The organism is Psychrobacter sp. YGAH215 (assembly GCF_007280595.1).
Taxonomy (GTDB): domain Bacteria; phylum Pseudomonadota; class Gammaproteobacteria; order Pseudomonadales; family Moraxellaceae; genus Psychrobacter; species Psychrobacter faecalis.
Genome location: NZ_VKLR01000001.1, coordinates 73,963 through 100,048 on the forward strand (window position 1 = coordinate 73,963; position 26,086 = coordinate 100,048).

At 42.6% G+C, this 26,086-nt stretch carries 22 protein-coding genes; 7 read left to right on the forward strand and 15 right to left on the reverse strand.

Annotated features, from left to right (window positions below):
• Positions 1-60 precede the first annotated feature (60 nt).
• The 4 genes from FOR85_RS00240 to FOR85_RS00255 form a co-directional block, all read right to left on the reverse strand.
• Complete coding sequence (locus tag FOR85_RS00240; protein WP_223808437.1) at positions 61-1,467, reverse strand: hypothetical protein; 1,407 nt, start codon at positions 1,465-1,467, stop codon at positions 61-63.
• 98 nt (positions 1,468-1,565) lie between these two features.
• Complete coding sequence (gene lysS / locus FOR85_RS00245) at positions 1,566-3,104, reverse strand: lysine--tRNA ligase (protein WP_144296199.1); 1,539 nt, start codon at positions 3,102-3,104, stop codon at positions 1,566-1,568.
• A gap of 149 nt (positions 3,105-3,253) precedes the next feature.
• Positions 3,254-4,345: a peptide chain release factor 1 gene (gene prfA / locus FOR85_RS00250; RefSeq protein ID WP_144296200.1), complete on the reverse strand. Its 1,092-nt coding sequence runs from the start codon at positions 4,343-4,345 to the stop codon at positions 3,254-3,256.
• Positions 4,346-4,609: 264 nt separating this feature from the next.
• On the reverse strand, positions 4,610-5,755 hold the full coding sequence (locus tag FOR85_RS00255) for a beta-ketoacyl-ACP synthase III (protein ID WP_144296201.1): 1,146 nt from the start codon (positions 5,753-5,755) through the stop codon (positions 4,610-4,612).
• A gap of 290 nt (positions 5,756-6,045) precedes the next feature.
• Here FOR85_RS00255 and pnuC point away from each other — a divergent pair, with 290 nt between their 5' ends.
• The 4 genes from pnuC (at position 6,046) to FOR85_RS00275 (ending at position 8,879) form a co-directional block, all read left to right on the forward strand.
• The gene (gene pnuC, locus FOR85_RS00260) at positions 6,046-6,807 is read left to right on the forward strand and encodes a nicotinamide riboside transporter PnuC (protein ID WP_144296202.1); all 762 of its coding nucleotides are present in this window, start codon (positions 6,046-6,048) and stop codon (positions 6,805-6,807) included.
• Positions 6,758-7,345, forward strand: coding sequence for an AAA family ATPase (locus FOR85_RS00265; protein WP_144296203.1), 588 nt, complete (start codon positions 6,758-6,760; stop codon positions 7,343-7,345). Before pnuC ends, FOR85_RS00265 begins: the two co-directional genes overlap by 50 nt.
• 117 nt (positions 7,346-7,462) lie before the next feature.
• Positions 7,463-8,371 carry a DMT family transporter gene (locus FOR85_RS00270; RefSeq protein WP_144296204.1) on the forward strand — a complete coding sequence of 303 codons (909 nt, stop codon included), beginning with the start codon at positions 7,463-7,465 and terminating at the stop codon, positions 8,369-8,371.
• A 136-nt stretch (positions 8,372-8,507) separates the two neighbouring features.
• Positions 8,508-8,879, forward strand: coding sequence for an MliC family protein (locus FOR85_RS00275; protein ID WP_102077060.1), 372 nt, complete (start codon positions 8,508-8,510; stop codon positions 8,877-8,879).
• Positions 8,880-9,051: 172 nt separating this feature from the next.
• Here FOR85_RS00275 and FOR85_RS00280 read toward each other — a convergent pair whose 3' ends face one another.
• From FOR85_RS00280 to FOR85_RS00295, 4 genes are all read right to left on the reverse strand, one after another.
• Positions 9,052-10,200 carry a catalase family protein gene (locus FOR85_RS00280; RefSeq protein ID WP_144296205.1) on the reverse strand — a complete coding sequence of 383 codons (1,149 nt, stop codon included), beginning with the start codon at positions 10,198-10,200 and terminating at the stop codon, positions 9,052-9,054.
• A gap of 59 nt (positions 10,201-10,259) precedes the next feature.
• The gene (locus tag FOR85_RS00285; protein ID WP_144296206.1) at positions 10,260-11,834 is read right to left on the reverse strand and encodes a Dyp-type peroxidase; all 1,575 of its coding nucleotides are present in this window, start codon (positions 11,832-11,834) and stop codon (positions 10,260-10,262) included.
• Between the two features lie 123 nt (positions 11,835-11,957).
• Positions 11,958-12,590: a hypothetical protein gene (locus FOR85_RS00290; protein WP_223808438.1), complete on the reverse strand. Its 633-nt coding sequence runs from the start codon at positions 12,588-12,590 to the stop codon at positions 11,958-11,960.
• 428 nt (positions 12,591-13,018) lie between these two features.
• Positions 13,019-13,432, reverse strand: coding sequence for an organic hydroperoxide resistance protein (locus FOR85_RS00295; protein ID WP_144296207.1), 414 nt, complete (start codon positions 13,430-13,432; stop codon positions 13,019-13,021).
• 181 nt (positions 13,433-13,613) lie between these two features.
• Between FOR85_RS00295 and FOR85_RS00300 the strand changes: the two genes are divergently transcribed.
• Positions 13,614-14,471, forward strand: coding sequence for an AraC family transcriptional regulator (locus FOR85_RS00300; protein ID WP_144296208.1), 858 nt, complete (start codon positions 13,614-13,616; stop codon positions 14,469-14,471).
• A gap of 70 nt (positions 14,472-14,541) precedes the next feature.
• Here FOR85_RS00300 and FOR85_RS00305 read toward each other — a convergent pair whose 3' ends face one another.
• Positions 14,542-15,162: a class I SAM-dependent methyltransferase gene (locus FOR85_RS00305; RefSeq protein WP_144296209.1), complete on the reverse strand. Its 621-nt coding sequence runs from the start codon at positions 15,160-15,162 to the stop codon at positions 14,542-14,544.
• Positions 15,163-15,415: 253 nt separating this feature from the next.
• Between FOR85_RS00305 and FOR85_RS00310 the strand changes: the two genes are divergently transcribed.
• Together FOR85_RS00310 and FOR85_RS00315 are read left to right on the forward strand one after the other, a co-directional pair.
• Complete coding sequence (locus FOR85_RS00310) at positions 15,416-15,751, forward strand: hypothetical protein (RefSeq protein WP_144296210.1); 336 nt, start codon at positions 15,416-15,418, stop codon at positions 15,749-15,751.
• A 457-nt stretch (positions 15,752-16,208) separates the two neighbouring features.
• A complete protein-coding gene (locus tag FOR85_RS00315; RefSeq protein WP_144296211.1) occupies positions 16,209-17,621 on the forward strand; it encodes an aspartate ammonia-lyase in 1,413 nt (470 codons plus the stop codon).
• A gap of 161 nt (positions 17,622-17,782) precedes the next feature.
• On the opposite strand, the gene FOR85_RS00320 is transcribed toward FOR85_RS00315, so the two are convergent.
• From FOR85_RS00320 to FOR85_RS00345, 6 genes are all read right to left on the reverse strand, one after another.
• The gene (locus FOR85_RS00320) at positions 17,783-18,028 is read right to left on the reverse strand and encodes a hypothetical protein (RefSeq protein WP_144296212.1); all 246 of its coding nucleotides are present in this window, start codon (positions 18,026-18,028) and stop codon (positions 17,783-17,785) included.
• A 131-nt stretch (positions 18,029-18,159) separates the two neighbouring features.
• A complete protein-coding gene (gene hrpA, locus FOR85_RS00325) occupies positions 18,160-22,485 on the reverse strand; it encodes an ATP-dependent RNA helicase HrpA (protein WP_223808439.1) in 4,326 nt (1,441 codons plus the stop codon).
• Positions 22,486-22,626: 141 nt separating this feature from the next.
• Positions 22,627-23,378, reverse strand: a protein-coding gene (locus FOR85_RS00330; RefSeq protein WP_144296213.1) for an IS5 family transposase whose coding sequence is annotated in 2 segments (ribosomal slippage) — positions 22,627-23,171 and positions 23,171-23,378 — 753 coding nt in all. Because the reading frame shifts where the segments join, the coding sequence is not laid out codon by codon here.
• Between the two features lie 68 nt (positions 23,379-23,446).
• Entirely contained in the window at positions 23,447-23,746 is a 300-nt protein-coding gene (locus FOR85_RS00335; RefSeq protein WP_144296214.1) for a hypothetical protein, read from the reverse strand.
• A 1-nt stretch (position 23,747) separates the two neighbouring features.
• Positions 23,748-24,356, reverse strand: coding sequence for a DUF1543 domain-containing protein (locus FOR85_RS00340; RefSeq protein WP_144296215.1), 609 nt, complete (start codon positions 24,354-24,356; stop codon positions 23,748-23,750).
• Between the two features lie 144 nt (positions 24,357-24,500).
• The gene (locus tag FOR85_RS00345) at positions 24,501-25,922 is read right to left on the reverse strand and encodes a DASS family sodium-coupled anion symporter (protein ID WP_144296216.1); all 1,422 of its coding nucleotides are present in this window, start codon (positions 25,920-25,922) and stop codon (positions 24,501-24,503) included.
• Between the last annotated feature and the right edge of the window lie 164 nt (positions 25,923-26,086).

Here is a 26,086-nt window from a genome sequence, read left to right on the forward strand (position 1 = left end):
TAAAACTAACTATAAAAGTAGGTATTGAAACCAAACGTCGAAACTGGGTTCTAGCACAAGTTAGGATTGCGCCCGTAACTCAGCCAGTTGTTCATACAAACGCTGGGTATTAGCATCGATAAGCGAGCCTTGCTGATGAAAGGCGTCAAGATGAACTTCGGTATTCACGCTGTCTTCACAGGGTCTGACATCGACACCGATTAAAAACAGATCTTGCATGACTGGCTGCTGCATTTGCGCGTTGAGCTCAAATAATAAGTCTTGATGACCGGCACGCACTTTGTCCGCACTTAATGAGCTGTTGTCATCTTGCGCATAAAAAATCAGCAGATAATGACGGCCAAAGATATTATAAGAGTGCTCATGGCGCACGTAGCCATTCCAGCGTGAATCTTGGTCAATCGTTCTATGCGCCAAGATTTTCTCTACCAAACAAGCATAGGTGTACATGGACTCATCGACCAAAATATCAACCTGCTCTTTTGGCAATGGCGTACCCACGTCATAACACGCTATGACCAAGCTATTAAACAGCTTGTACCACATGCGCGTGTTCTTTTGAATCTCTGCCATCAACGCTTGAGCAAACTCTGCCTGCTCAGGCTCTGCCGCTTTTAGCAATCGTGGTTCAATCTCTGCTATCAAATTATGGCTGACCAGTTGTTTTTGAACCTCAATCGCCCTTTGGTGAAAATCTGGCGACTGTAAAAACTGAGCAAGCAAGGTTGATTCGTCTTGAAACGCTTCAAATCCCGCAAGCTTACGGCGATGAAAATCTAAAAATGCCGTCAAATCACTGGGCGTTACCAATTGCTTGAGTATCTCAGTGAAATTCTGATAGCTAAAGACTTGCAAGACACTTTCTTCATCGTCCAAATCTAACACACAGTCTTCTGCAAAAAACTGACTGCCATATTCATAGCCAACCGCATATGAGGCGGTTTCTACAGGTTTACTCTGTTGGCTATTACGATAACTATTCTGATAGCGGTTTTGATAAACGTTTTGAGCATTGTTCTTTTCAGCATTTATCTCAGCAATCTCTTGATGCTGAACCGAAAGTGCGGTCAAACCAATAAAATAAATCGCCTTGTCTACTGTTTGCCTTTGGCCAGATGCCAACTTATTTTTAGACTGGTTTTTAGAAACATTTTGATAGGCAAGCGCCTGATCATTCTTCAGATACAACTGAGCGTGTTGCTTAATCAGCTGATTGACAACGTCTTTTCTCCACGTACGCACCTGAGTGCTATCGATATCCTGTCTATCAGCCTGTATCGTCACATCATTGACGATAAGGTAGACCACAGCATTAGAAAACTCAAAGACAAAATCATACCCCTGAAGATATTCAGAGGCAGTGATTTTGTCTGGAGTTAAATCGTACAAAGATAAAAAGTTTTGCTGAATCATCTGCTGCCAAATCGACGCTGGTACTTGCTGAGTGTCCATAACATCCCTATCCATAAGGTCTCATATAAACTTGAGACCATTCTATTAAAAGTACAAAAAACCTTCTTATGTTCAGTTTAGTCCCAGCATCGATTTATGGCAAGTAAAGCAGTCTAGCTTTCGAACTTGCGGCGCATATGTGGGAATAAAATTACATCGCGAATACTGGCCGAGTCAGTAAATAGCATCACTAAACGATCGATACCGATACCCTCACCTGCAGTCGGCGGTAAACCATAAGACAAGGCTTCGATATATTCTTCATCAAAATGCATCGCTTCATCATCGCCAGCGTCTTTTTCAGCAACTTGACCATGGAAACGCTCAGCTTGGTCAGCAGGGTCATTGAGCTCACTAAAGCCATTGGCCAGTTCACGACCACCGATAAATAGCTCAAAGCGATCGGTAATGTCAGGATTGTCATCGCTACGGCGTGCCAGCGGTGAGGTTTCAGCTGGGTATTCAGTGATAAAAGTCGGCTGACGTAACTGATGCTCAGCGGTTTCTTCAAAGATAATGGTTTGCAACTTACCCACGCCAAAGACGTCTTTGACTTGTTGTTTTAACGTCGTTGAAGCGTATTCTGCAAGATAATCACGGTCGTTGATACGCGATATATCGAAGTTTTCGGCATATTTAGCAATGGCATCAGACATCGACAAGCGGATAAATGGGGCTTTTAGGCTAATCGCCTCACCTTGATAAGTCAGCTCCGTGGTGCCCAAAATATCCATTGCCAGCTCATTGAACAAGCGCTCGGTCAAATCCATCAAGTCATGATAATCGGCATATGCCTGATAAAACTCAATCATGGTAAATTCAGGATTATGACGGGTTGAGACGCCTTCATTACGGAAACTGCGGTTAATCTCGAATACTTTTTCAAAGCCACCAACCACTAGGCGTTTTAGATACAGCTCAGGCGCGATACGCAGATATAACGGCATATCTAAGGCGTTATGATGGGTCACAAACGGACGCGCAACCGCGCCACCTGGGATAGGATGCATCATCGGCGTTTCAACTTCCATAAAACGCTCATTTAGCATAAATTTGCGAATACCGCTGATAACCTGACTGCGAATCACAAAAGTATCGCGCGTGGTCTCATTGGTCATCAAATCAAGATGACGATTGCGATAGCGTGCTTCGACATCGGCCAAGCCATGGAACTTATTTGGCATCGGACGTAGCGCTTTGGTCAATAGAGTCAGCGCTTCGATATGGACATATAAGTCGCCTTTGCCAGAACGACCGATATAACCAGATACCCCAACGATATCGCCCAAATCTAGCGATTTAATCGTCGCTAGCGTCTCTGGGTCTAGCTGTTTGCGTGCCACATATAACTGAATACGACCAGTCATATCTTGAATCACAATAAACGCGCCGCGGTTTAGCATCACGCGACCGGCTACATTTACTTGAGTTTTTTCACCATTGGCAATTTTATCTTCGATTTCTTGCTTTGAGATACCGTCAAAAGCCGTTTGTAAATCCTGAGCATAGTCCGTGCGCTTAAAGGTATTCGGATAAGGCTGCTTACCTGACGCCTTGATGTCATCAAGCTTAGTTTGCAGTTGAGCAATCAGCTCGTTCGCGTCTTCTGGGGCTTGCTCTTGATTCGGATTTTGATTGTTGTGCTTTGACATAATACTCTCAAATTATTAGATAATTAAAGGAATAAACGAAGTAAAATTAAAATAAGACGTTCAAATAAAACTTATTTTTAATATGAAAAAATAGCAAAATCTTTCTAATTTTTGGCGTCCAGCTTAGCTAACTTAGCCAGTTTGTGCTTTTAATCACCGCCGCCAATACTGGCCATCAAGTCTGCTTGGTGTTCACGCAGCAGCGCATCAAGGATTTCATCTAAGTCGCCTTCCATAATCGAATCAAGTTTGTATAACGTCAAATTGATTCGATGGTCGGTCATACGACCTTGTGGGAAATTATAGGTACGGATACGCTCTGAGCGATCACCACTACCGACCAAGTCGCGACGTATTGAGTCCGCCACATCGACTTGTGCTTGTACTTTTGCTTGCTGAATTTTGGACACCAGCATTTTCATCGCATGGGCACGGTTTTTATGCTGACTGCGTTCTTGTTGACACTCTACCACGGTACCCGTTGGAATGTGGGTCAAACGTACCGCAGAGTCAGTGGTGTTAACGTGCTGACCACCGGCGCCGCTTGAGCGAAACGTATCCATTTTAATATCAGCAGGATTGATATCGACGCTATCATCAATCTCAACCTCTGGCATAACGGCAACCGTACAGGCTGAAGTATGGACGCGACCTTGGCTCTCGGTTTCAGGCACACGCTGGACGCGGTGCGCACCCGACTCAAACTTTAAACGACCATACACGCTATTGCCCGACACACGAGTAATGATTTCTTTATAACCACCATGCTCCCCCTCATTGGCTGATAAAATCTCTACCGTCCAGCCTTGGTTTTGGGCATATTTTTGATACATACGGAACAAATCACCTGAGAAAATCGCTGCTTCATCACCGCCTGTCCCAGCTCGAATTTCCAAAAACGCTGGCACTTTATCATTGGGGTCTTTTGGCAACATCATGACGTTAAGCGCTTCTTCCATCTCAGCAATGGTCTTACTCGCACTGTCAATCTCGTCCTGCATCATCTCTTTCATTTCAGGGTCTGATGATTCCGCTAGCATCGTCTCTGCATCCGCTTGATCCGTCTCTGCCCGCACATAGTTCTGCCATAACGTCGTGATCTCCATCAAGTCGCTATGCTCAACCGACAATTCACGGAATTTATTATTATCGCTAATGACACTCGGGTCGGATAATAAAGCGGTGACCTCTTCATAACGGTCTACCATCTGGTCTAAACGCAGGCGTAAGGATTCTTTCATAAAAGGACTTTTTTAAAATGAGTAAAATAAGAGAGTGATTATAGCAAATTTTTGCGCTTAATTTAAAACCTCTCAGCAATCTTGCCATTATATTCGCAAACTGCTCAATTTATACGCGATTACACCCATATACCAACCTTCAATTCTGCTTGCTATAGCTATAAAAAGGCATCACGAAACAAAAAAACAAACGGCGAGCATAAAAAAAATAGCTAAGAATTCTCTTAGCTATTTTTATGGTTAAAACAGAGCTTCTATTAACTATTAAACCTTACGAACCAGTACCGAACCAATCGAGTAACCGGCGCCAAATGAGCAAATCACACCCAAATCACCAGATTGTAGCGCGTCTTTATAACGATGGAACACAATCATAGGACTTGCGGAGCTGGTATTGGCAAACTCATCAATGACACTTGGTACAATCGCTTTATCCGCTTCTTTACCGATAACGGTACGCAAGATTAAATCCAGCATATTGGCATTGGCCTGATGTAGCCACATCATTTTGACATCGCTGGCTTGCAGATTGTTTTCATGCAAATGCTCAGTAATAATCTCAGAAACCTTTGGACAGACTTCACGGAATACTTTACGACCGTTTTGTAAAAACAGTTTGTCAGTGACCGGCTCTTTGATATCGGGGTACATCTCAGTCTGTGCCGCTAAGAACTCAGAGCGATCCATAAAGCCGTATTCGTTTTTGATATTGGTCGAAAACTGAGTGAATAACTTGGCGTTTAGAATCTCGTAGCCTTTTGGCGTATCAAGCTCTTCAACAATAGAAGCCGTTGCTACGTCACCAAAAATAAAGTGGCTATCACGGTTGCGCCAGTTTAGATGCGCTGAAGTAATCTCAACGTTCACAACCGCAACGCGTTTGGCAAGACCCGAAACGATAGAACCATGTGCTTGCGATAGACCAAAAGTTGCGGCACTACAAGCAACGTTCATATCATAAGCAAAGCCACCAACCATACCAATCTCATTTTGAATCTCGATAGAGACCGCAGGATAAGTACGCTGGAAGTTTGAACACGCAAGAATAATACCGTCTAAATCATTGGCCTCAAGACCTGCATCAGCGAGCGCATCTTTCAATGCAGCAGCGCCCATTTCTGCCATGATAGACAGCTCTTCGCCCAAATTACGATGGGCAATGACAGGTGCCATAATTTCAGGGTCTAAGATACCGTCCTTTTCCATCACATAACGTGATTTGATGCCCGATACTTTTTCAATAAAGGCCGCTGATGAGTGCTCTAGCGCCGTAACTGTACCAGCTTCAATCGCGTCAGCATGTTTGGCATTGTAATTATCAACATACTGGTTAAATGACTCTACTAACTCTTCATTACTAATGCTATAAGGGGGGATATATAGGCCAGTGCCTGTGATACAAGTCGTCATGATACGCTTCCTTGTCTACTACGATGGTGCTTGCAATAAGCATAAAAGTGGAGAAAAACAACAGTCGTCTAATTCTCGGTGAATAACTGTAAACTTAAAATAAGTGCCTTTATTATGCCTGAATAATATAATTTTTCTAATACTTTGTTACAAATAATCCGCTTCTTAATGAGAATAAGTAAAGACTGGCTTCATTTGTCGACAGCTGCGCTATAATTGCTGTGAATTATCATCATTTGGTTGCAACTTGTTTGTTAACTCTCGCTTTACTTTTTAATTTTGGAATAGCAATGGCGGAACTCTTAAACTGGTTATTTGGGCAGTATGCTGACTACTCAACCCTATTTATTGCCTTAGAATTGATTGCGGTCATATTTGGGGTCAGTAGCGTCTTACTTGCCAGCAAAACCAATATTTTGGTTTTTCCTATTGGATTGGTCAGCACCGCTATTTTTGTCTATCTACTTTGGAAGTGGCAACTGTTCGGCGATATGTTTATCAACGCCTACTACAGTATCATGAGTATTTATGGATGGATAAATTGGACGCAAAATAAGCACAATACAGACATCAAAAAGCATCATGACCATATAAATCCAACCAGACAGCAGCAAGATGCACACACCTATAATGCGGACGCTCACTCTGCCATTGACGTTGAGCATTTAAACAAAAAAGATCTCCCTATACTCACTGTACTGGCGGCAGCGACCGTCGCCTTTGTCGCTTTGATTTATTATTTTAGACCTGTTATCAATAATAACTTTAGCTTCGATGGCGCGGTATTGGGCTTGCACTTATTTACCTGGGTCGATTACACCGACATGCTGACCACCGCGCTGTTTTTAATGGCAATGTGGCTGATGGCGCGGCGTAAAATCGAACACTGGCTACTTTGGATTATTGCTGACGCGATTTCCGTGCCGCTGTATTTTTATAAAGGTCTAACTTTTACCGCGCTACAGTACGTAGTCTTCACTCTCATCGCAATCTGGGCATACTATGAATGGCAACGACGCTACCGCGTACAATCTCACGCAGCATACGCCTAAATCGGTCTTTAATGTCGCAATATTAGGGGCAGAAAGCACCGGCAAGACTACGTTATGCCGCGATTTGGCTGCGCATTTTGGCAGTCCGTGGGTACCAGAATATATGCGCACTTACCTGCAAGTAAAATGGGATAACGAGCAGCTGACTTGCACGTGGGATGATTTACTACCTATCGCGCAAGGTCAAATCGACTTAGAAAATAAACTTGCCAAACAAGCCGCGCAACTGCCTGATGACAACCGTTATTTATTTTGTGATACCAATTTATTTGAGCTGATGGTGTATGCCAACTGGTATTATGGTGACTGCCCTGAGGCGCTTAGCCAAGCGGCATTGACACACCATTACGATTTAATACTCTTGACCGAAGTGGATATCCCGTGGGTCGCCGATGATTTGCGTGATAGCCCGCATCTGCGTGAAGATATCAGCGCTTACTTTGCCAGTCAGTTAACCTTGCATAATAAAGATTTTCAACGCATCGGTGGCGATAGAGGGCAACGGGTGCAGCAATTGGCTAAATGGCTAAATGGCTAAATGGCTAAATGGCTAAATGGCTAAATGGCTAAATGGCTAAATGGCTAAATGGCTAAAAAGAATAGAGAAATAACTCCAAATCTTAAGCAAAACCTATCGTGTCTGTAGGAATTATTTTTGAAAGCTGCCCTATTTACGATGATCGCTTTAATAGCCTTTGCCGCCAACTCTTTGCTTTGTAGAATGGCATTGGCAGACGGCGCAATTGATGCCTGGAATTTTACCGTTATCCGCTTGCTTAGCGCTGCCGCGTGCCTTGGTCTTATCATGCTGCTGCAAGCGTATTTTTTAAGAAGAAACCGTTTAAGAAGAAATGGTCCAAAACAGACTGGCAGTATTGATAAGCCTGTCTTAAAAGATAAAGGCGACTGGTTTAGTAGTCTTTGCTTAGTTATATATGCACTATGTTTTTCAGTGGCTTACCAAGCGCTTGATACCGGGACGGGGGCACTTATTTTATTTGCTGCCGTGCAGCTTACGATGATTGGTTGGGGCATCTATCATAAAGAACCATTAACTCGCGTACAGTGGACAGCACTTTTGATCGCATTGATAGGTTTTGTGTACTTGATGCTGCCATCAGCTAGCACGCCTTCCTTGTCGGCGGCGCTTATAATGGCAATAAGCGGTAGCGCTTGGGGTATCTATAGCATACGTGGTAAAAGCTGCGTTTCGCCGCTCAGAACGACGGGCTTTAATTTTATACGAAGTTTAATTGCAGTGCCGATATTGGCATTATTAGGTATGAGTTATTTAAACGATATCAGCATGACAGGTATCATATTGTCAGTCGCGTCAGGCGCTATCGCTTCTGGCATCGGTTACAGTGTCTGGTATATGGCGATGCCGCTCTTAAAAACCACCCAATCAGCAGTAGTTCAACTTTGTGTACCGGTACTTGCCGCCCTATTCGGTATGATATTTTTGTCAGAGAAATTGACTTTAGATCTTATTGTCGCAAGTGTAGTGATATTAGGCGCAGTGTTGGTCTTCATTTTAAACAAAGGACAAGCAAGACCTTACTGACTAGACCGTGCAGTGATAAAAGTGCTAGCTGATGTTACTTGCCCAAATACGAACCACAACACGAAATTACATTTTTTATTGTATGATACGGCCTTAGCGTAACCAATAAAATTCACATTAATTTTTGAGGACTATTATGAAAAAATTATTCGCTGTTGCCCCTTTTGCCGTACTACTCGCTGCTTGTGCGACCAGCGCGCCGACCACCACAACGCCACCAGCCAATACTCAACCAGTAACTCAATCATTTACTTGTGAAGACGACGGTCAAATCACTGCTGCGTATACTGCAAACGGTGAAGCTGCCAACCTAAACGTTACTTTACCAAAAGTTGGCTTAGACAACGCTAAAGTTAACATGAAACAAGCCGTTTCAGGTTCTGGCGCTCGCTATGTCAACGATGTGAACCCACAGACCACTTACGATTGGCACACTAAAGCAGATTACGGCATCATGACCATCAAAACAGACAAAGGTCAAGAATACCAAGTTAATTGCCAACTATAATAATCATAAATAATGACTGGTAGTTAATAAACAGTGACTTAAGTAACATCTGTATTTTTACTTAAACCTATTCAAATAAAAGAGCCAGCAGTCAAACTACTGGCTCTTTTTTGTGCCTTATTTTTTTATTTAAACTTATCTTTAATAAACCAATTTAGGCATTTATAAGCAATTAAAAGAATGACTTATCAAAAGTTTCTTTTAAGCTTTTAGGTTCGCAGCGTTTGACGTCGTTTAGCTTATGACGAGTTTCTGAAGCTATTTGATAGGCCTTTAGTCGCGACTGCTGCAAATTGCCAATCGGACGGTTTTCCTCTAGGCAGCGAAACGGTGTAAAGGATAAGTTTTCCATAATCTCAAAATGACCGTCATCCGGCACATCTTGACAAGGAATTGTCAGTCTCGCTACCGTCACAAATGGCGCGTCCTTCTCTTTCCATTCGGTGGTGATCTCTTCAATCGGCTGCTTTTTAAGACTGCGACACAGCTGAATCTGGACGTCAAACTGATAATCATGCTCGCGTATTTCATCGATAATCAGCGGGCGAATTGCTTCCTCGCGTGCATTTACATCAAGCTCACGACGGGTGATTTTTTTAGCCGCTGCTTTGGTTGGCGTGACTCTTATCTTTGCCATATAATCGCCATGACGCACTACGCCTTGCGAATGAAAATCATAAAGCAAGGTGTTTTTTGGCTCAATGGTTATAAATCCGCCCAGTGCTTTAAAGGTTTTAAAAGACTCTTTGGTCGGTAATCTTGAGCCGTAATTGGTCAACCAATTAAAAGCCAATTGCGCTTTGCCTCTTGCGCCTTTTTCAGCGTATTCTGGCAGCTCTAAAAATAGCTTAGAGATATAGGCATAATCTTCGATTCGATTACAGAAAAACACCGGATGATTGATTAAATTAAAATCAAAGTTAAGACTATCTTCTTCGCCGGGAGCGAGTTTTTCACCCGCTACGTCAAAGATCTTAATCGCCAAACCTTGTGCTAGCCCAAGCTTACGATCAGGCGAAACGCGCGAGGCACCGTTAGAAAAACGAATGACGGCATCATGAATGCCTGCTTTGGCATACAGACCTTGCGCGTATTCAGCAGGCAAATTATCTACTATCTCAAACTTGGCTTTAAGGACGCAGTAGCCTTTGGCATGGGCATCGCGCGTATGGTAATCGACGTTACTGGCTTTATCACTTCGAGCAATATAGTTTTTGATATCGTCGGTAATGGTGCGAATATTACGCTCGTCTTCTGCGCTCAGCGCAATATATTTTGCGTCATAAGGTACATATTTAGGTTTGAATAATTTCTTTAGCATTTTTTTAATCCTTTTTTATCAGTAGTTATTCTTGTAAATGAAACGGTATTTTCATGCTTTTAAGACAATTCACTGATCCATTTTAGCGCCGATAGGCTTGGGATAAATAAGTACTCACCGCCGTACAAGGTATTGAAAGTTTCGATACCGTGATAGCGCTGACGAATTGGGTCAGCAGGTACGGTAAAGGTATCAGCAGCGTCGTCTTTATCGCCATGATGGACACCAAGCATCGGATCTTTTTCTTCTCCTAAGCTCATAAAGTTACCATCATTAATCCATTGCGATTGTAAAAATTCAACAGTCTCCATAGCATGAGCATTGATACCAATAAAAAATAGCCCGCGCTCTTTGCCATCGTCCTCAGTCACATCGGGCGGCAACACCTCGCCAAAACCGACGCTGCGCCTAACGATACGGTGAATACGTACGTCTGATAAAATAAAGTCTTTGCTGTCTCTTGGATTCATACGCCGTACATGGGCACCAAATGGACATTTTTTGCCATAAGGATCGTCTTTATAGCCAAAGTTATTGTTGCGGTTGGGGTCATTGCCCAGTGCTTTATCATCATGTTCAGAAGATAAGACCAAAGGCGCACCTGAGCGCCAACGTCCCCACATTTTTGCGCCCAGTAACTCCGCTTCTTCGTCACTTTGCGTATTATCTTTTAGAAATTTATTAAAGGCGGCGACATGACTGTTATAGGCACGCAATACCATAAATGAGCCGTTTTTGCCCAAGACTTCTGGCTGCGGCATTGGCGCTATCGTGCCCGCTTCGCCCTTATAACCTAATACAAACTCGCCTGCTGCTATCGCCTCACCGTCAAGACTTGGCGGCGTTTGAATACCGCTGCCTTGAATCTCTGGATTACTGATACCATCGCGATAGCCAAAGACGTTTTTGACGTTATTGTCTGAACCGAAAGCATGCTCCATAAGAATTTCAATATCGCCATTGGCAGGATTATCTTCATTGATATACGACTGAATATTGTCTTGCAGCTCCTTTAGCTTTATTTGCCATTTCTCTTTACTATCAGCAATAATGGCCGCACCGACATGGATATCGCCTTTATCACCAAAAGGGGCAGCCCAGTTTTCTGGGGCATTGATATCGAAATCCCGCAGCTTTTCTGCGCGCTTCGCCATACCTGCTTTAAAGGATTCTGGAAAGCTATCCAATGACGACCGCGGCACGCCGAGCGCCTCTAAACCATCATAAGTCATGACAATAGATAGCGTCGCTTGCATGTCTTTATGCCACGCCTTACTGCCAGTTACGTCAGGTAAAACGGTTTTCAAAAGTTGGCGCCCAGCTTCTGCATTATTGATTTTCAGCGCAACGATTGTTCCATAATAAGGCGTTGGTCGATCGCGTAAAATAATGGATTGAATGTCTTCTAGCTGCATGGTGACGGTATTTGGATTAAAGACGCCGCGTGCTTTATTCGCTAAAGTCTCGATACCGTCGCCGACTTCTTTTTTAATATCTGCTAACCAAGATTCAAAATTGCTATCTACGATACGATTGCCAAAGTTATCCTTTAATTCATGCAGTTTGCTGGTTAAAGGATGATTATCTTTTGAAGTACTATCATTTTTATTATTATTTCCAGTGTTTTTACTCATTGTTAACCCTATTTTTATCATTGTCTGAGTTTACTTTACCTTTTATATCACCCAGCCCATTTAAAAATGGTGATATAAAAGAATGGCATAAATTAGTAATATCTTATTGTTTTATCACAAACTTTAAGACTGTGCTTCATCCAGCGCTTTATTAATGCCTTTAACGATGCGGTCTTGGCGGCGAATATCTTGAATAGTCAGATGCGGAACTCCTACATACCAACCAGCGGCAGTGATTTGATGATCTAAAATGAACTGTTTGACACTCGGGTCTTTAATGCCAGGCCAACCTTCAACGCTACCGAATAAAATATCCATCAGCTCAGGAATTTTAGTGGCAAAGTCGTCGATATAAGGGTCCCAATCGCCATCATAAGCAGTACAAAATAGCACTCTAGTATCATCATCTAAAAATACAAAGCGCAAATCGTGCAACGTCCCAACCCGCGTGGCACCTTTTAGATTGCCGCCAGCGATTTTTAAAATTTCCTTTAGACGCTCTGCACCGCCTTCTTTTAGAGGTGCGATAACCGTTAACTCTGAAACCTTACCTGATTTAAGCCCTTTCTCACCGGCAGTGGTCGTTGAATGATCGTAGCCATCCTCCCCGCCTTCTTTTATATTGGCCATCAGAAGGTTGGCACGCAGCTTAAAAGCATCGATGGACTCAGTGATTCTGTCTTTTAGATCTTCAGAGTTATCGATAACAGGTTTTTTATTTTTTTTAGCATTATTGTTTTTAGAATCAGTACTCATAATATTCGTCCTTATAATTTGGAAACGCCTTATAGAAAGATATCTTCTAAAAAGATACCTTGTACAAAATATATTTATAAAAATAAGTTGTCGATTCGCTATCAACTTATTGGTTTTTACCATAACAGACATGATAAAAATCTCGAAGCGGAGCAAGTTATTTACACAAAATAGAACAGAAAGCAAACGTCACTATTATTTGATTTCGAACAAAGTTTTAGTATTGATATTGTTTTCATTTTTGCTCAAAGAGCGCTTTATTCGTTTATAGAGTTAAACAAATAGCCTTCATCTTGTTTGGATAAAAAAATTGCTTGGATACGTTATATATCCAAGCAATTGAAAATCACGGTATTCTTATACTTGTTTATAGTTATTAGTGTATCTACTCACTCAGGTATCAAAGCCATTGTTTAATAAAATGATATCTAAACCACAGTCACCTGCAAACGCGCATCCACATTACCGCGAGTAGCATTGGAGTACGGGCATACTTGGTGAGCCGCCTCAACAAGGGTTTGCGCTTGCACCTCATCGATACCAGACACCTCAACGTACAAATCGATATCTAAGTTATAGCTGCCATCGGCCTTCATACCAATACCAACTTGGGTCGAGGTCTTTGACGCAGTGATCGGCAGTTTCATGTGCTGCGCCGTCATATTTAAGGCGCTATCAAAACAAGCGGCGTAACCCATGGCAAAAAGCTGTTCTGGATTGACACCTTTTTTATCTTGCTCTTGAAATGACACCAAATCAAAACCTAACGAACCATCATCAAGACCGGTGTGACCAGAACGACCGCCGGTTGCTGTGGCGCGAGTTTTATAAAATATTTTCATTATCTATTCCTTATGTTTTACTTACACAAAATTTGATTCAATCAATCATGAGGCTGCATCAGTCTCAATAAGGCTAGTATAAGACTCAGCGCGACAATCTGTTAGAACATAGCTCCAAACCTCTTGCCCAATCCTACAAAACTCTATAGTATCGAGTAATTGTATAAAATAAGAAAAGCTAATGAATCAATCAACCATTGAGCAACTCCTATCGTTATTACCTAGAAACAAAACCATTGAATCCGCCGTTTCAGGTTTGTTTTTTTACTGTGCTGATAAACCCAGTAAAGCCGTCAGCTATATTCAAGAACCTAGTATCTGCATCGTTTTACAAGGTGCGCGCGAGATTTACTTAGGTGCCGACTGTCAAAGGTTTGACAAAAGTAATCTCATGTTTTGCCCCGTTAATATCCCTTTAAGCATGCATATAAGGCATGCGACGGTAGAGCGTCCGGTCATTGTGCTGTCTATGAAATTAAACCTTGTCATGATTGGTGAGGTTTTAGCAAAAATACCGCCGAAACCGCCTAATACTGAAAGACATTTAGGAATAAAGTGGCAATTGGACAGTACCATCATGGCGGCGTTTGAGCGCCTAATACACTTGCTTGATTATCCAAATGATATTGGTTTTCTTGCTCCATTAATTCAGCAGGAGATTTACTATCGCCTGCTTATAGCAGAGCAAGGCAATAAATTGCGCCAACTGGTGGTCAATGGCAGCCATACGCACCGTATTAGCAAAGCTACCGATTGGATAAAGACGCATTTAAATGAGGCAATAGTTATCGAAGAATTGGCCAGTCGCTGCGGGATGAGTGTCTCAGGGTTTCATCATCATTTTAAGGAAATTACTCAGTTAAGCCCGCTTCAATACCAAAAAAGCCTGCGTTTGATGGAAGCAAGACGACTGATCCAAGCAAATGACACTCAAATCGCCCAAATCGCTATGCAAGTCGGTTATGAAAGCCCGAGCCAATTTAGCCGAGAATATAAACGCTTATTTGGCATCAGCCCGAGTGCTGAATTACATGTCTAGAATTAAGCAGTCAAAATCAAAGAATATAAGTATTAGCAGTATTATCAAAACTGACAATCACGTTTATAAATTAGCGCCTAAATTCATGCTCATCTGTTTTTTTAGCAATAAACTGTACCACCGCACTCAAGCCTTGATGGCGCTTACCTTCAGAAATCATGCGCTGCTTTTCGATACCCGTTATTTCTTCTAACTCTGGCAGCTCAGCACGCAAAACTGCTAACGAACCAAAGCGCTCTTCTTGTGTTGCAGGAGGTCCGCCGACAGCGTCCATGCTTAGCTGCTGCTCGGTATAAGCCTCTAAGATAAACATGCCCTCTGGCTTGAGCGCTGGTGCAATCTGCGCATGAACGTGCTGGCGTATGGCTGGCGGCAGATGCGCCCAGATAGCAACGATACTGTCCCACTGTGCTTGACCAAACTCATAGTCAGCTAAATCAGCAACTTGAGTGATGATATCAACGCCTCTATCTTGCGCCAGCTTTAAAGCTTTATTTAATCCTACGTTAGACATATCCATGGCGGTCACTTGGTAACCTTGTTCTGCTAAAAAAACTGCATTCCTGCCTTCGCCTTCAGCCAGACACAAAACTTTGCCACCTAGCGGTATTTTTTGAAAATTTTCTTTTAAAAAATCATTGGGTTCTGTACCAAAAACATACTCTGCTCTGTTGTAGCGCTCGTTCCACATGGTTTTTTCCTTTTTATTGCATTGGTTTTTAATTATTGCTTAGGCTATTTATTTTCTATTGATAAAATCTTAGGGTGTAATCTCGTAGCTAGTGTGCTGTTAGTTAAATAAAGATGGTGATAAAAAACAGTTGACTTAACTTGTATATTCGTAATATAACATATAATATTATATTCAATTATTAGAATGTATTGGGTATTGATGTGTTATCCATGGATGGTCACATCACCGTCAGATTTAGGGAGGAAGTCACATGATTCGTTTTAGCTACACTCTCAAATGCTGGGCATTAGGTATCAGCTACTATGTAGGCTTTTACTTTATCGTCCTCTCAAGCAATCCTGACTTCGCCAAATATCTCTATATTCTGGCTGTCAGCACCCTACTTTTCCCGATTGCCAAGCGCGCAGTCGATGTCATCACCGATTTTATCGCACCGCACACCATTATATTCAATGGTTTATTATCATCATTACTCATCAATATCGTAATTTGGGTTTTAACGCCGTTTATCGTCACCATGACCCTTATCGCCTTGCTGTTTTATGCGATGGGTGTGGTGACAGAAAATATAAGAGCAAAACCCTAAAGCAAATTTTGGCTTTTATTAAGTGCTTTAAACTAACTATAGTAGAATTACTCTAAAATCGTTACAGTGCGACTGGGATGAATTTTTCGTAGCCTCTGTGATAACAGCAAGCAAGGAAAATTTATACCAGTCGCAAAAATCTATAACGTGTCGCTTTTATTTTACACTGACTATATTAAAGTAGAGATAAAATCATATTATCTTTACTTTGATGGTGGATTTAATGAGTTTACGGCTTTCTTCAGATAAAAACGTTTAGCGCTTACTATTTATAATATAAAGTTTTTTATTTTATTATGCGTGATGTAATAAATATTCATTGTTAATCCCTACCTAAAAGGCTTATGCTATAAGGTCAACCATATAGACTTACCAATGCAATGCTACTACTGTCATGTTAACAAATGACGGTATCTTTGCGTCTTAATCAGGGCTTTTTATTGAAAGGATTTATTGCATGACAACTGCTACTCGCCAAGAACATGACCTACTCGGCTATCGTGACGTGCCCGCTGATGCTTACTATGGTATCCAAACCTTACGTGCTTTTGAAAACTTCACTGTCAGTGGAGTGCGCTTAAACCAGTTTTCGACCTTTATTCGTGCTTTTGCCACCGTTAAAAAAGCAGCAGCAATTGCTAATAACAAAGTAGGCGTGCTAAATGACACCGTTAAAGATGCTATCGCGGCGGCGTGCGATGACTTAATCGATGATAAATATCATGATCAGTTTATCGTTGATATGTTCCAAGGCGGTGCAGGTACATCAACCAATATGAACGCCAACGAAGTGATTGCTAACCGTGCTTTAGAAATCCTAGGCTACGAGAAAGGTGACTATCAGCACGTGCATCCAAATAACGATGTCAACTTGTCACAATCAACCAACGACGCCTACCCTACAGCGATGAATGTGGCGTTAGATGAATACTGTGTCCATCTATTAAGTAAAATGGATATCTTGTATAACAGCCTTAAGAAAAAAAGCGCGGAGCTTGCCGATCAATTAAAAATGGGTCGCACGCATTTGCAAGACGCTGTGCCTATGACCGCGGGTCAAGAGTTCAACGCCTTTGCAACCATGATCAAAAAAGAGATGGATCGTATCGAATCTACTCGTGCGCTGTTTCATGAAATCAATATGGGCGGCACAGCAATTGGTACGGGCTTGAATGCACCAGCGGGCTATTCTGAAGAAGTTGCCAAAACCTTGTCTGATTTGACTGGCAGACCTTATTATATTGCTGAAGATTTGATTGAAGCGACACAAGACACCAGTGCTTATGTGGCTTTGTCTGGCAATTTGCGTCTCTTTGCTGCGCGTTTATCTAAGATTGCCCATGACTTACGTTTGCAGTCTTCGGGTCCGCGTGCAGGTTTAGCGCAATATCGCTTGCCTGAAATGCAGCCTGGTAGCTCCATCATGCCGGGTAAAGTAAATCCTGTGATCCCAGAAGTGGTGAACCAAGCGTGTTTCCATGTCATGGGTATCGACCATACTATCGCTATGGCGTCAGAAAATGGTCAGCTACAGCTAAACGTCTTTGAGCCCGTCATTGCCTTTAACTTGTTTACGGGTATGAGCATGCTGGCTAATATCTGCGAGATGTTTGCCACGCGCTGTATCGATGGTCTGATGATGAACAACGAGGCATGTAGTGTCGAGGTATTCAATAATATCGGTCTGGTCACCGCGCTAAATCCGCACCTTGGTTATGACGCCTCTTCTTTTGTTGCGAGAAGAGCACAAGAGACTGGTGGCAGTGTTTACGACATCGTATTAGAAGAAAAACTGATGGACAAAGAAACGCTAGATGATATCTTGTCTCCTGCCAATATGGTGTATCCAAAGGTTAGAGCATTGCTATAGTTTATCTATGGTTAAACAAAAAGGCTGGATTAGCGTTTGCTAATCCAGCCTTTTTTTGCTTTCTATTTAGCCTTAAATTTTATTTAGAAAAACACACTCACTAATAACCTTATAGGATGCTGCGTCAAGTTAACGTGAGTACTCATATAGCGCAACTTGAATTAACTCTTAGATTGGATTATTTCTATGCATTTTTGAAATACACCATCTTCTACCTTATTTCTTACATCAAAATCTTTAATATAATCCTCCAGAAAAGAACTCAGAGGTGTGAGCCTCGTATAACCATGTGAAAATATTAAAGGTACTACTTTTTCATTTATGAATATTTCAAAGTCAAAATTACCCTCTTCCTGGTTAATTAATTTAATTCTTATTTGATAACCTTCTATTATAATATCTGTCATTTTTATACCTTTTTAAAATAATTTAACTATTATTAGTTCATGTACTGTGCGTTTAACGCCCCGATAAGAAATACATCTCATGAAAATGGTGCGCTAGGCGCACCCTACACACTATGAGATAAAACCCCATCTTAACTCACTTTCTCCCACATTTTATTTAGACGCTTCGGTGATACCGCCATGCGGGTTTTCATCGGCTGCGCGAATAGCTGAATGCGATACTCCTCAACCATCCAGCGATATTCGCTAATGGCTTTATCATTGGCACGATTTGCCAGCCGCTCCATATGCTCATCAAGAGCGTAGACACCATCAAGATCCGCTTCAAGATTGTGCTCAAGGCGCTCAAGACGAATCTCTAATGCTTCCAAATAGCGTGGATACTGCTGCCAATGGCTATAATCCATGCGATAAACAAAATCAGCCAACTGCAAATCCTCTAGCTGGTCTTCGATATCTTCGATAGACTCGCCAAATATTTCTCTATCAAGCATGAGTAAGCTCTGACGAATACGCTGCCAACGCGTATAGACATTTTTGAGTGTTTTTATGACATCTTGACCCGTTAATAGGAAGTTACCAGCGACGACTTCTAAGGTTTTCTCAAACTCCTCTGGCGTAAAAGGCAATTCTTCCGCAAGGGCAACAGCAGTATCATCAGCGCTTTCAGGTAAATCGGCAGTATGATCAAATAGCACATAATGCTCTTCAAGCGCTGCATCTAATGCCGCATCGATAACGATGGTTTTTAGCTTCTCCATATCACCAAGGGGAGCAAAAGCCAATTTAAATATCTTATCAATCTGACTGGTGAGCTGTTTTTTCTTCGCACCAAGCTTAGCTTTTATTAAAGTCAAAACCCCGACACGGTGTGTCTGCAACGCGGCATTAACGTCGGTATATTGGTGAATCGATACCGCCTCGCCCGACGCGTCTGCGACCAAAGCAGCAAACTGTTTCATCACCACACCTGCACTATGATGATTTTTGCTAAAGGCAAAATGCTCAGGAAACTCCGTATGCGTACCTTGTTGCTCATTCACCGCTTGGCGGGTCTCTTGAGCATGGCGAATTTGTAGCGTTTGTAGGTCGCGACCTTTTTCGATAATGCGGTTTTTGTCATCGACCACGCAGATTTGCGGCTGTAAATAGCGATCAATGCTAGCAGGATTAAAACTCTCAGGCGTCACCGACATAATGCCGCGACGATTTAAAGCTTGGCACAACTGCTTAAGCAATCCTTGCCCACCAGCAGGCTGCAACTCATCAAACAAGCTATCGGCAGTATCAGGAATGGGGACGATTTGACGGCGAATGTCTTTCGGCAATGACTTGAGCAATTGTAATACCAACTCATAACGCCAGCCGGGTACGCCCCACAATAGCTCAATCGCATCAAGCTGCGGTAGCGCCGCCAGTGGCACACGAATGGTCACGCCATCATCATCGCTTGACGGATCAAAGACATAACGCAGCGGTAATTTTAAATCACCCAGCTTCCACACTTCTGGAAAATCGCCTGTCGTTGGCGCTTGGCTATTAAGCACGTCATCATCGGTGAAGAATAGATACTTAGTATCAGTTTTTTCCACCTCGGCCCGCCAATCTTCAAACGTTTTGCGGCTGGCAATATGCTCGGGGATTTTTTTATCATAAAACTGATATAGCGCTTCTTCATCAACCAATAAATCACGGCGACGCAATTTGTCTTCGATACGTTCAATATCAGCAATTTTATCCATATTATGCTGTAAAAATGGCGCTTGCCGACCTAAATTACCGGTCACCAAACCATCACGGATAAAGATTTCTCGCGATTCGCTTAAATTGACTTGCTCATAGTTGGTCAGCTGTTTACTGATAATAATCAGACCAAATAAGCTAATCTGCGCGTAAGCTTTAACGCGTCCGGTCTTCTTCGACCAATGCGGCTCAAAGTAGTGATATTTTAACAAGTCGCCTGCTGCTGAGATAATCCATTCAGGCTCAATTTTGGCAACGGTGCGCATAAATACTTGCGAGGTTTCCACCACTTCAAAGGCCATTACCCAAGGCGGTACTTGTTTAAACACCGTACTGGCTGGGAAGATTTTGGCTTTTTGCTGTCGCGCGGCTAAGTACTCACCGCGATTTTCAGTTTTATGCGCGATCGTAGATAACAGACCCGTTAATAACGCACGATGTAAATTGGCATATTTAACGGCTTTGAGTTCTTCATCTTCAATCGCGGTAGGGTCGCTAGTCACATTCTCTAAAGAAGCTTTTTTATTGCTACCTTTATTAGTGGTTTTTGCCTCCTTAACATCGGTCAGTTTTAGCTCAGTGACCATTTGTACCAGCTGGCGATGGGTTTGATGCCACTCACGGACACGCGGGAAGCTCAAATAGTTTTTCTTGGTAAAATTCTTACGCTGATTGCCAGACAGTTTGTTGCCGTCTTCGTCCTTTTCAAACAAGGCTTTCCACAGGCTCAAATAGAATAAGAAATCTGAATCATCTTGACGAAACTCAGCATGCTTTTGATCCGCTTGCTGGCGCTTATTGGCAGGACGCTCGCGCGGGTCTTGAACAGCAAGCGCCGCAACCACGATGAGCATCTCACGAATACAATCAAAATCGCTACCGGCAACTAGCATACGTGCCAGCCTTGGATCAATTGGCATACGTGCCATTTTTTGCCCAGTCGGCGTCAGAACTAAATGATCAAGACCTTTTTGTTTTTTAGCATTACTGGCCGTTTCTTTTTGAGAAGCTTTTTTGGAAGTAATCGCGCCCAATTCATCAAGCAATTTGTGCCCGTCAGTGACCAAACGGCTATCAGGTGGCTCAATAAAGGCAAAATCATCGACACTGCCTAAGCGCAGGTTGGCCATTTGTAAAATAACGGAGGCAAGATTGGTTCGCAGTATCTCAGGTTCGGTAAATTCTGGACGACCAGTAAAATCCTCCTCGCTATAAAGACGAATACAAACACCTGGCGCCACACGACCACAGCGACCTTTACGCTGATTGGCCGCAGCTTGTGAGATGGCTTCAATCGGTAAACGCTGTACGCGTGAGCGATACGAATAACGCGAAATCCGCGCAAATCCTAAGTCAATCACATAGCGAATACCAGGTACGGTCAGTGCCGTCTCGGCAACGTTGGTGGCGATAACGATACGCCGACCGCGACCTGAAGGCTGAAAGATTCGCTGCTGCTCTTCATAAGTCTGCCGTGCAAATAGTGGCAGCACTTCGGTATGTTTTGGCCCATGACGCTCAAGCACCTCTTGGAGCTCACGAATTTCAGCTTCTGTCGCCGCAAATATTAAAATATCTGCTTGATCGGCATGACCTTTGTTTTGTGCATCGCTAAAACATTCTTCGACGGCAGCAACCACCGCGCGAGGCAGATTCTCTTCAAAGTCATCATAGCTGTCATCATCCGAGCTGTTTACTGGCTCATCGGTCAGCGGACGATAACGAACTTCCACAGGATAGCTGCGACCTTCAACATTAAAAATCGGCGCAGGCACGTTACGTTTCAGCTTCTTATCATAATGGCTAAAATATTCACTAAAGCGTCTAGTATCAAGGGTCGCTGAGGTAATAATGACTTTTAAATCAGGACGCTTGGGCAGCAGTTTTTTTAGATACCCCATAATAAAGTCAATATTTAAGCTACGCTCATGCGCTTCATCAATGATGATGGTGTCATATTTACTCAAAAACCGGTCATGACCCAATTCAGCGAGCAAGATACCATCGGTCATCAGCTTTACGACAGATTGTGCCGACCCTTGCTCATTAAAACGAATCTTAAAGCTGACGGTATTACCAAGCTGCTCGCCCAATTCTTCCGCGATACGGTTTGCTACACTCCGAGCCGCCAGTCGCCTTGGCTGAGTATGCCCTATTTGCCCTGTGATACCGCGACCTGCCAGCATTGCAAGCTTTGGCAATTGCGTCGTCTTACCAGAACCGGTCTCACCTGCCACGATAATCACTTGGTTATCGATAATACCTTGAACCAAGTCATCAGCACGTTGGCTTACGGGCAAATCAAGATTTAACTTGACTGCTAAATCTTGAGGAATACTATCAATACGCGCTTGCACCGCTTGCTGTGAACGGGTTTTTATTTTGTCATACTGCGCACGTTTTTTGGTTAGCCCGTCCTCTGCTTTATTATCAGAACCCTTCTGATCTCTTTTATTATTAGCCACAGCAGCACGCGCCAGCTCACGCTCTAAACGGCTGAGATAATAGCTATCTTTGGCTAAAACTGGTAAGTCAGTGGCAACCTTCGCGTACGAAGATGCTTTATCACTGTTTACAGTAATATTTGAGTCATCATTATTTGGGTTAGCGGCTTTACTTGCTTCATTTTCGTTGGAGCTAAATTCATTAGAGCTTAGGTCGTTGGTTGTGTTTTCAGTAGCAGTTTCTGCAGTATTCTTAGAAGTATTGGGCATATTTACTTAGGCTATTTATTATTTGGAAGTGCTTAGATTATGGGGGTAATTTGGGCGTGATTCAAGATAGTTATAGAAACAGGCTAAAGCAAAAAACTCACTAATTACTGGTATAAATCACCTGCCTACTAGGGCGTGTCCTCAATTCATCTTGCAATGAATGATAGTACACGCCAGATAAAGCATTGACTTAAAATTACGAGCCAACTTCTCATAGCGAGTGGCTATACTACGGAAGTGCTTGAGTCTCGCAAACATATTTTCTACTAAATGGCGCAGTTTGTATAAATAGCTATCAAACTCTGGATTAGGCTGTTTGGCATTTTTCCTTTTAGGGATGACAGGCACCATATCGTGGGTACGGGCTTTGTCTCTGATGGCTTCTGAGTCATAGCCTTTATCAGCGATAAAGTAATCAGCTTGACCAATCATGTCAATCAATTCACCTGCAATTTGACTGTCATGGACTTCACCCCCAGTGATTTTAAAATCGAGCGGATATCCATCGGCATCACAGGATAGGTGTATCTTTGTAGTTGCTCCGCCACGGCTTTGTCCAATTGCTCGATCTTCACCAAGCCGAGCTCCACTTGCATGCTGGTGACACCGTATATAACTTCCGTCGATGAATACCCATTCCGTATCAACTTCTTTTCGTAGGCTAAAAAAAATTTCTCCCACAAACCCGTTTTTGACCATCGATTGAAACGGTTGTAAGCGGTTTTCCATGGGCATAATTCTTCAGGTATGTCACGCCAAGGAGCACCTGTACGTAGTTTCCAAAGAATGGCTTCCATCACGTCACGATTCTTATCTTTTCGGTAGCAACCATGTTGTGCCATAGTCACTTGTAGCTGTTCCCAGAGATTATCGGTCAATGCTTGTCTGGCCATCTTTCTTATATACCTCTTATTTTATAAAGTGTATGCTTTATTTTAGAAGATATATACTTTTTTGCCAATTAGGGACACGCCCTAGTTGCAGCTCCCGTAAAAAAGGTGTGGAGCTTTTGCAGAGGCAGCATAGGAAAAGGCAGGTGCAACGAAAGTAACAGTCTTTCAAACGCCACCACCTCATCAGCTAATAATTTAGCGACATCAGGCTGAATCTGTGGATTTTCATAAAAGTTATTAATTAACCACGTCAGTTGTGGAAAATTGGCATTATTATGAACCTGATAAAGCGTGGTCAATAGCTCATCAGATATCTGGCTGCGCGTTTTGCGTATGATGCCATTTTTATAGTACATATTTAAAGCCATATTATGCTAACCTCCTTAAATTCTTGATACTCAGATAACCAACGTACTCTTTATCATCAGTATTCGCAAATTCATTGTTATCGTTAGTAATCGGCTCAATTAGCAACCGAACATTGGGGATAAGGTCATTGACGTTATAAATATCGTCGATATCTACCTCAAACTTATCATCAATATGCGAGGCGGCATTAAAAGGCGACTCTTTATCTTTATAAGTAAAGGCTTTATAAAATTCGCTCTGTTTTGCTTGCTTAATAGCGTCCGCTTGAGTAGCAGCAACGATAAGCAGCTTATAATGAAACTCCTCGAAACTGCCGCGCTGATAACCCCCTAGATTGATAAAGAATAACTTTAAATCGTTGGTATTCTCTACATCGTTGGCACTCTCTGTTTGGCTACTTGATTCGACCAATTTAATCGCATAATTATCAACTTTGCTAATCGCTCGATACGAGTCAATGTGCCATTTATTTTTAACCTCAGGCCAGTGCTGATTGATATCGTCTATCAGCTCGCTGACTTGATTGGCCACGCCAAAAAACATATCGTGCTGCTCAATCAAACGACCTTTTGGGCGACCACCAAGTTGTACCATAAACAGTGTTAGCATTTTACCCATTCCATAGCCAATCTCTTCTATAAAGCTTAACGTTAAAGTTCTAGTTATACAGTCATTGAAAATAAAAGGAAATAAAAAACCCGACATTTAAGTAAATATCGGGCTTTAGGGATTATGATGAACTTAATTGCTAGGCTATATTAAGAAAAAATACGCCCACAACCCGACGACTAGGGTAGCAAGAATATTGAGAATAACACCAACACGTATCATCTCGTTTTGCTTAATCAGCCCCGTACCAAAGACAATCGCATTCGGCGGCGTGGCAACCGGTAACATAAAGGCACATGAGGCGCCAATACCGATGACCAAGACGAGCACTTCGTGTGGCAGTCCCATTTGCTCAGCAATAGCAGCAAATACTGGCACTAACAAAGCAGCAGAAGCCGTATTAGAAGCAAACTCTGTCAAGAAGATAATAAATGCCGATACGGCAATCATCACTATGATAAGCGGTGCTGAAGACAGCGCATTGGCAACCGTTTCGCCCAGTACCAAAGACGCACCTGATACTTTCAAAATCGTCGATAGCGCGATACCGCCACCGAACAGCATGAGTACGCCCCAATCGGTATTATCAGACACTTGCTTCCATGACACCAAACCCAAGCTCACTACAGCAGCAGCAGCGGATAAGGCAATCACGGCATCGGTATCCGTAATATCTAATGCCGCACCGATTTTTTTGGAAAAGATCCAGCTAAGGGCGGTAATGATAAAGACGATAATTGTCACTATGCGCGGTTTATTCCAAGCAATAGGCTCGTCTTCAAGCAGTACAATCTTACGATTTAGATTTGGTTTTAAATATACATACATGGCACCCAGTAACAATGGCAAGAGCACCAACATCATCGGTATACCAAACTTCATCCAGTCTACAAACGCAATATCAAGCGCCTTTGCGGCAATAGCGTTGGGCGGCGAACCAACAATCGTACCCAAACCACCAAGACTCGCTGAATAAGCAATACCCAGTAATACAAAAACAAAGGTGCCACGGTCTTTTTCACGGTCAACTTGGGTCAAAATACCGAGTGCTAGTGGCAACATCATCGCCGCGGTCGCAGTATTCGATATCCACATCGACAAAAACGCTGTCACACCAAATATCAAAAATACTGCCGTACTGAGCTTACCGCCTGACATCGATAAAATCTTTAACGCAATTTTTTTATCCAGTTGCTGTACATGTAGTGCCGCTGCCAAAGCAAAACCACCAAAGAATAAATAAATCGTCGGATTGGCAAAGCTTTGTAAGCCAATCTCCGCATCAAACTCTGGAATGCCAATCAACGCACCAACGACGACGACCAAAAGCGCCGTAATCGTAACGTGCACCGCCTCTGTCAGCCACAGAACCCCGATGAAAAACAACATCGCCAGGCCTTTATTGGCATTGATATCAAACGGCAAAACGTTATAGATAATCATACTGATAACCGCCGCAATAACGACCACTATCAACCCTTTACCCGTACCTTTTGGAAAGGTGTCGGTAAATAAATATTCGTTGCCATCATCAGGAAGATGGCTATCTAGTTTTTGCTCTGACATAAAATGTCCTTATTTTCCCCAAAGACAGTGTAAAAAACCTAAAATAAAAGCGTATTTTAGCGACCTACCCTTCATCAATCGGTCACCACAAAAAATACGCCGTCATCATAGCAGATATATAACAAAAAACTGATTTAAGAGTGCTGCTAATAATTTTGCAATAA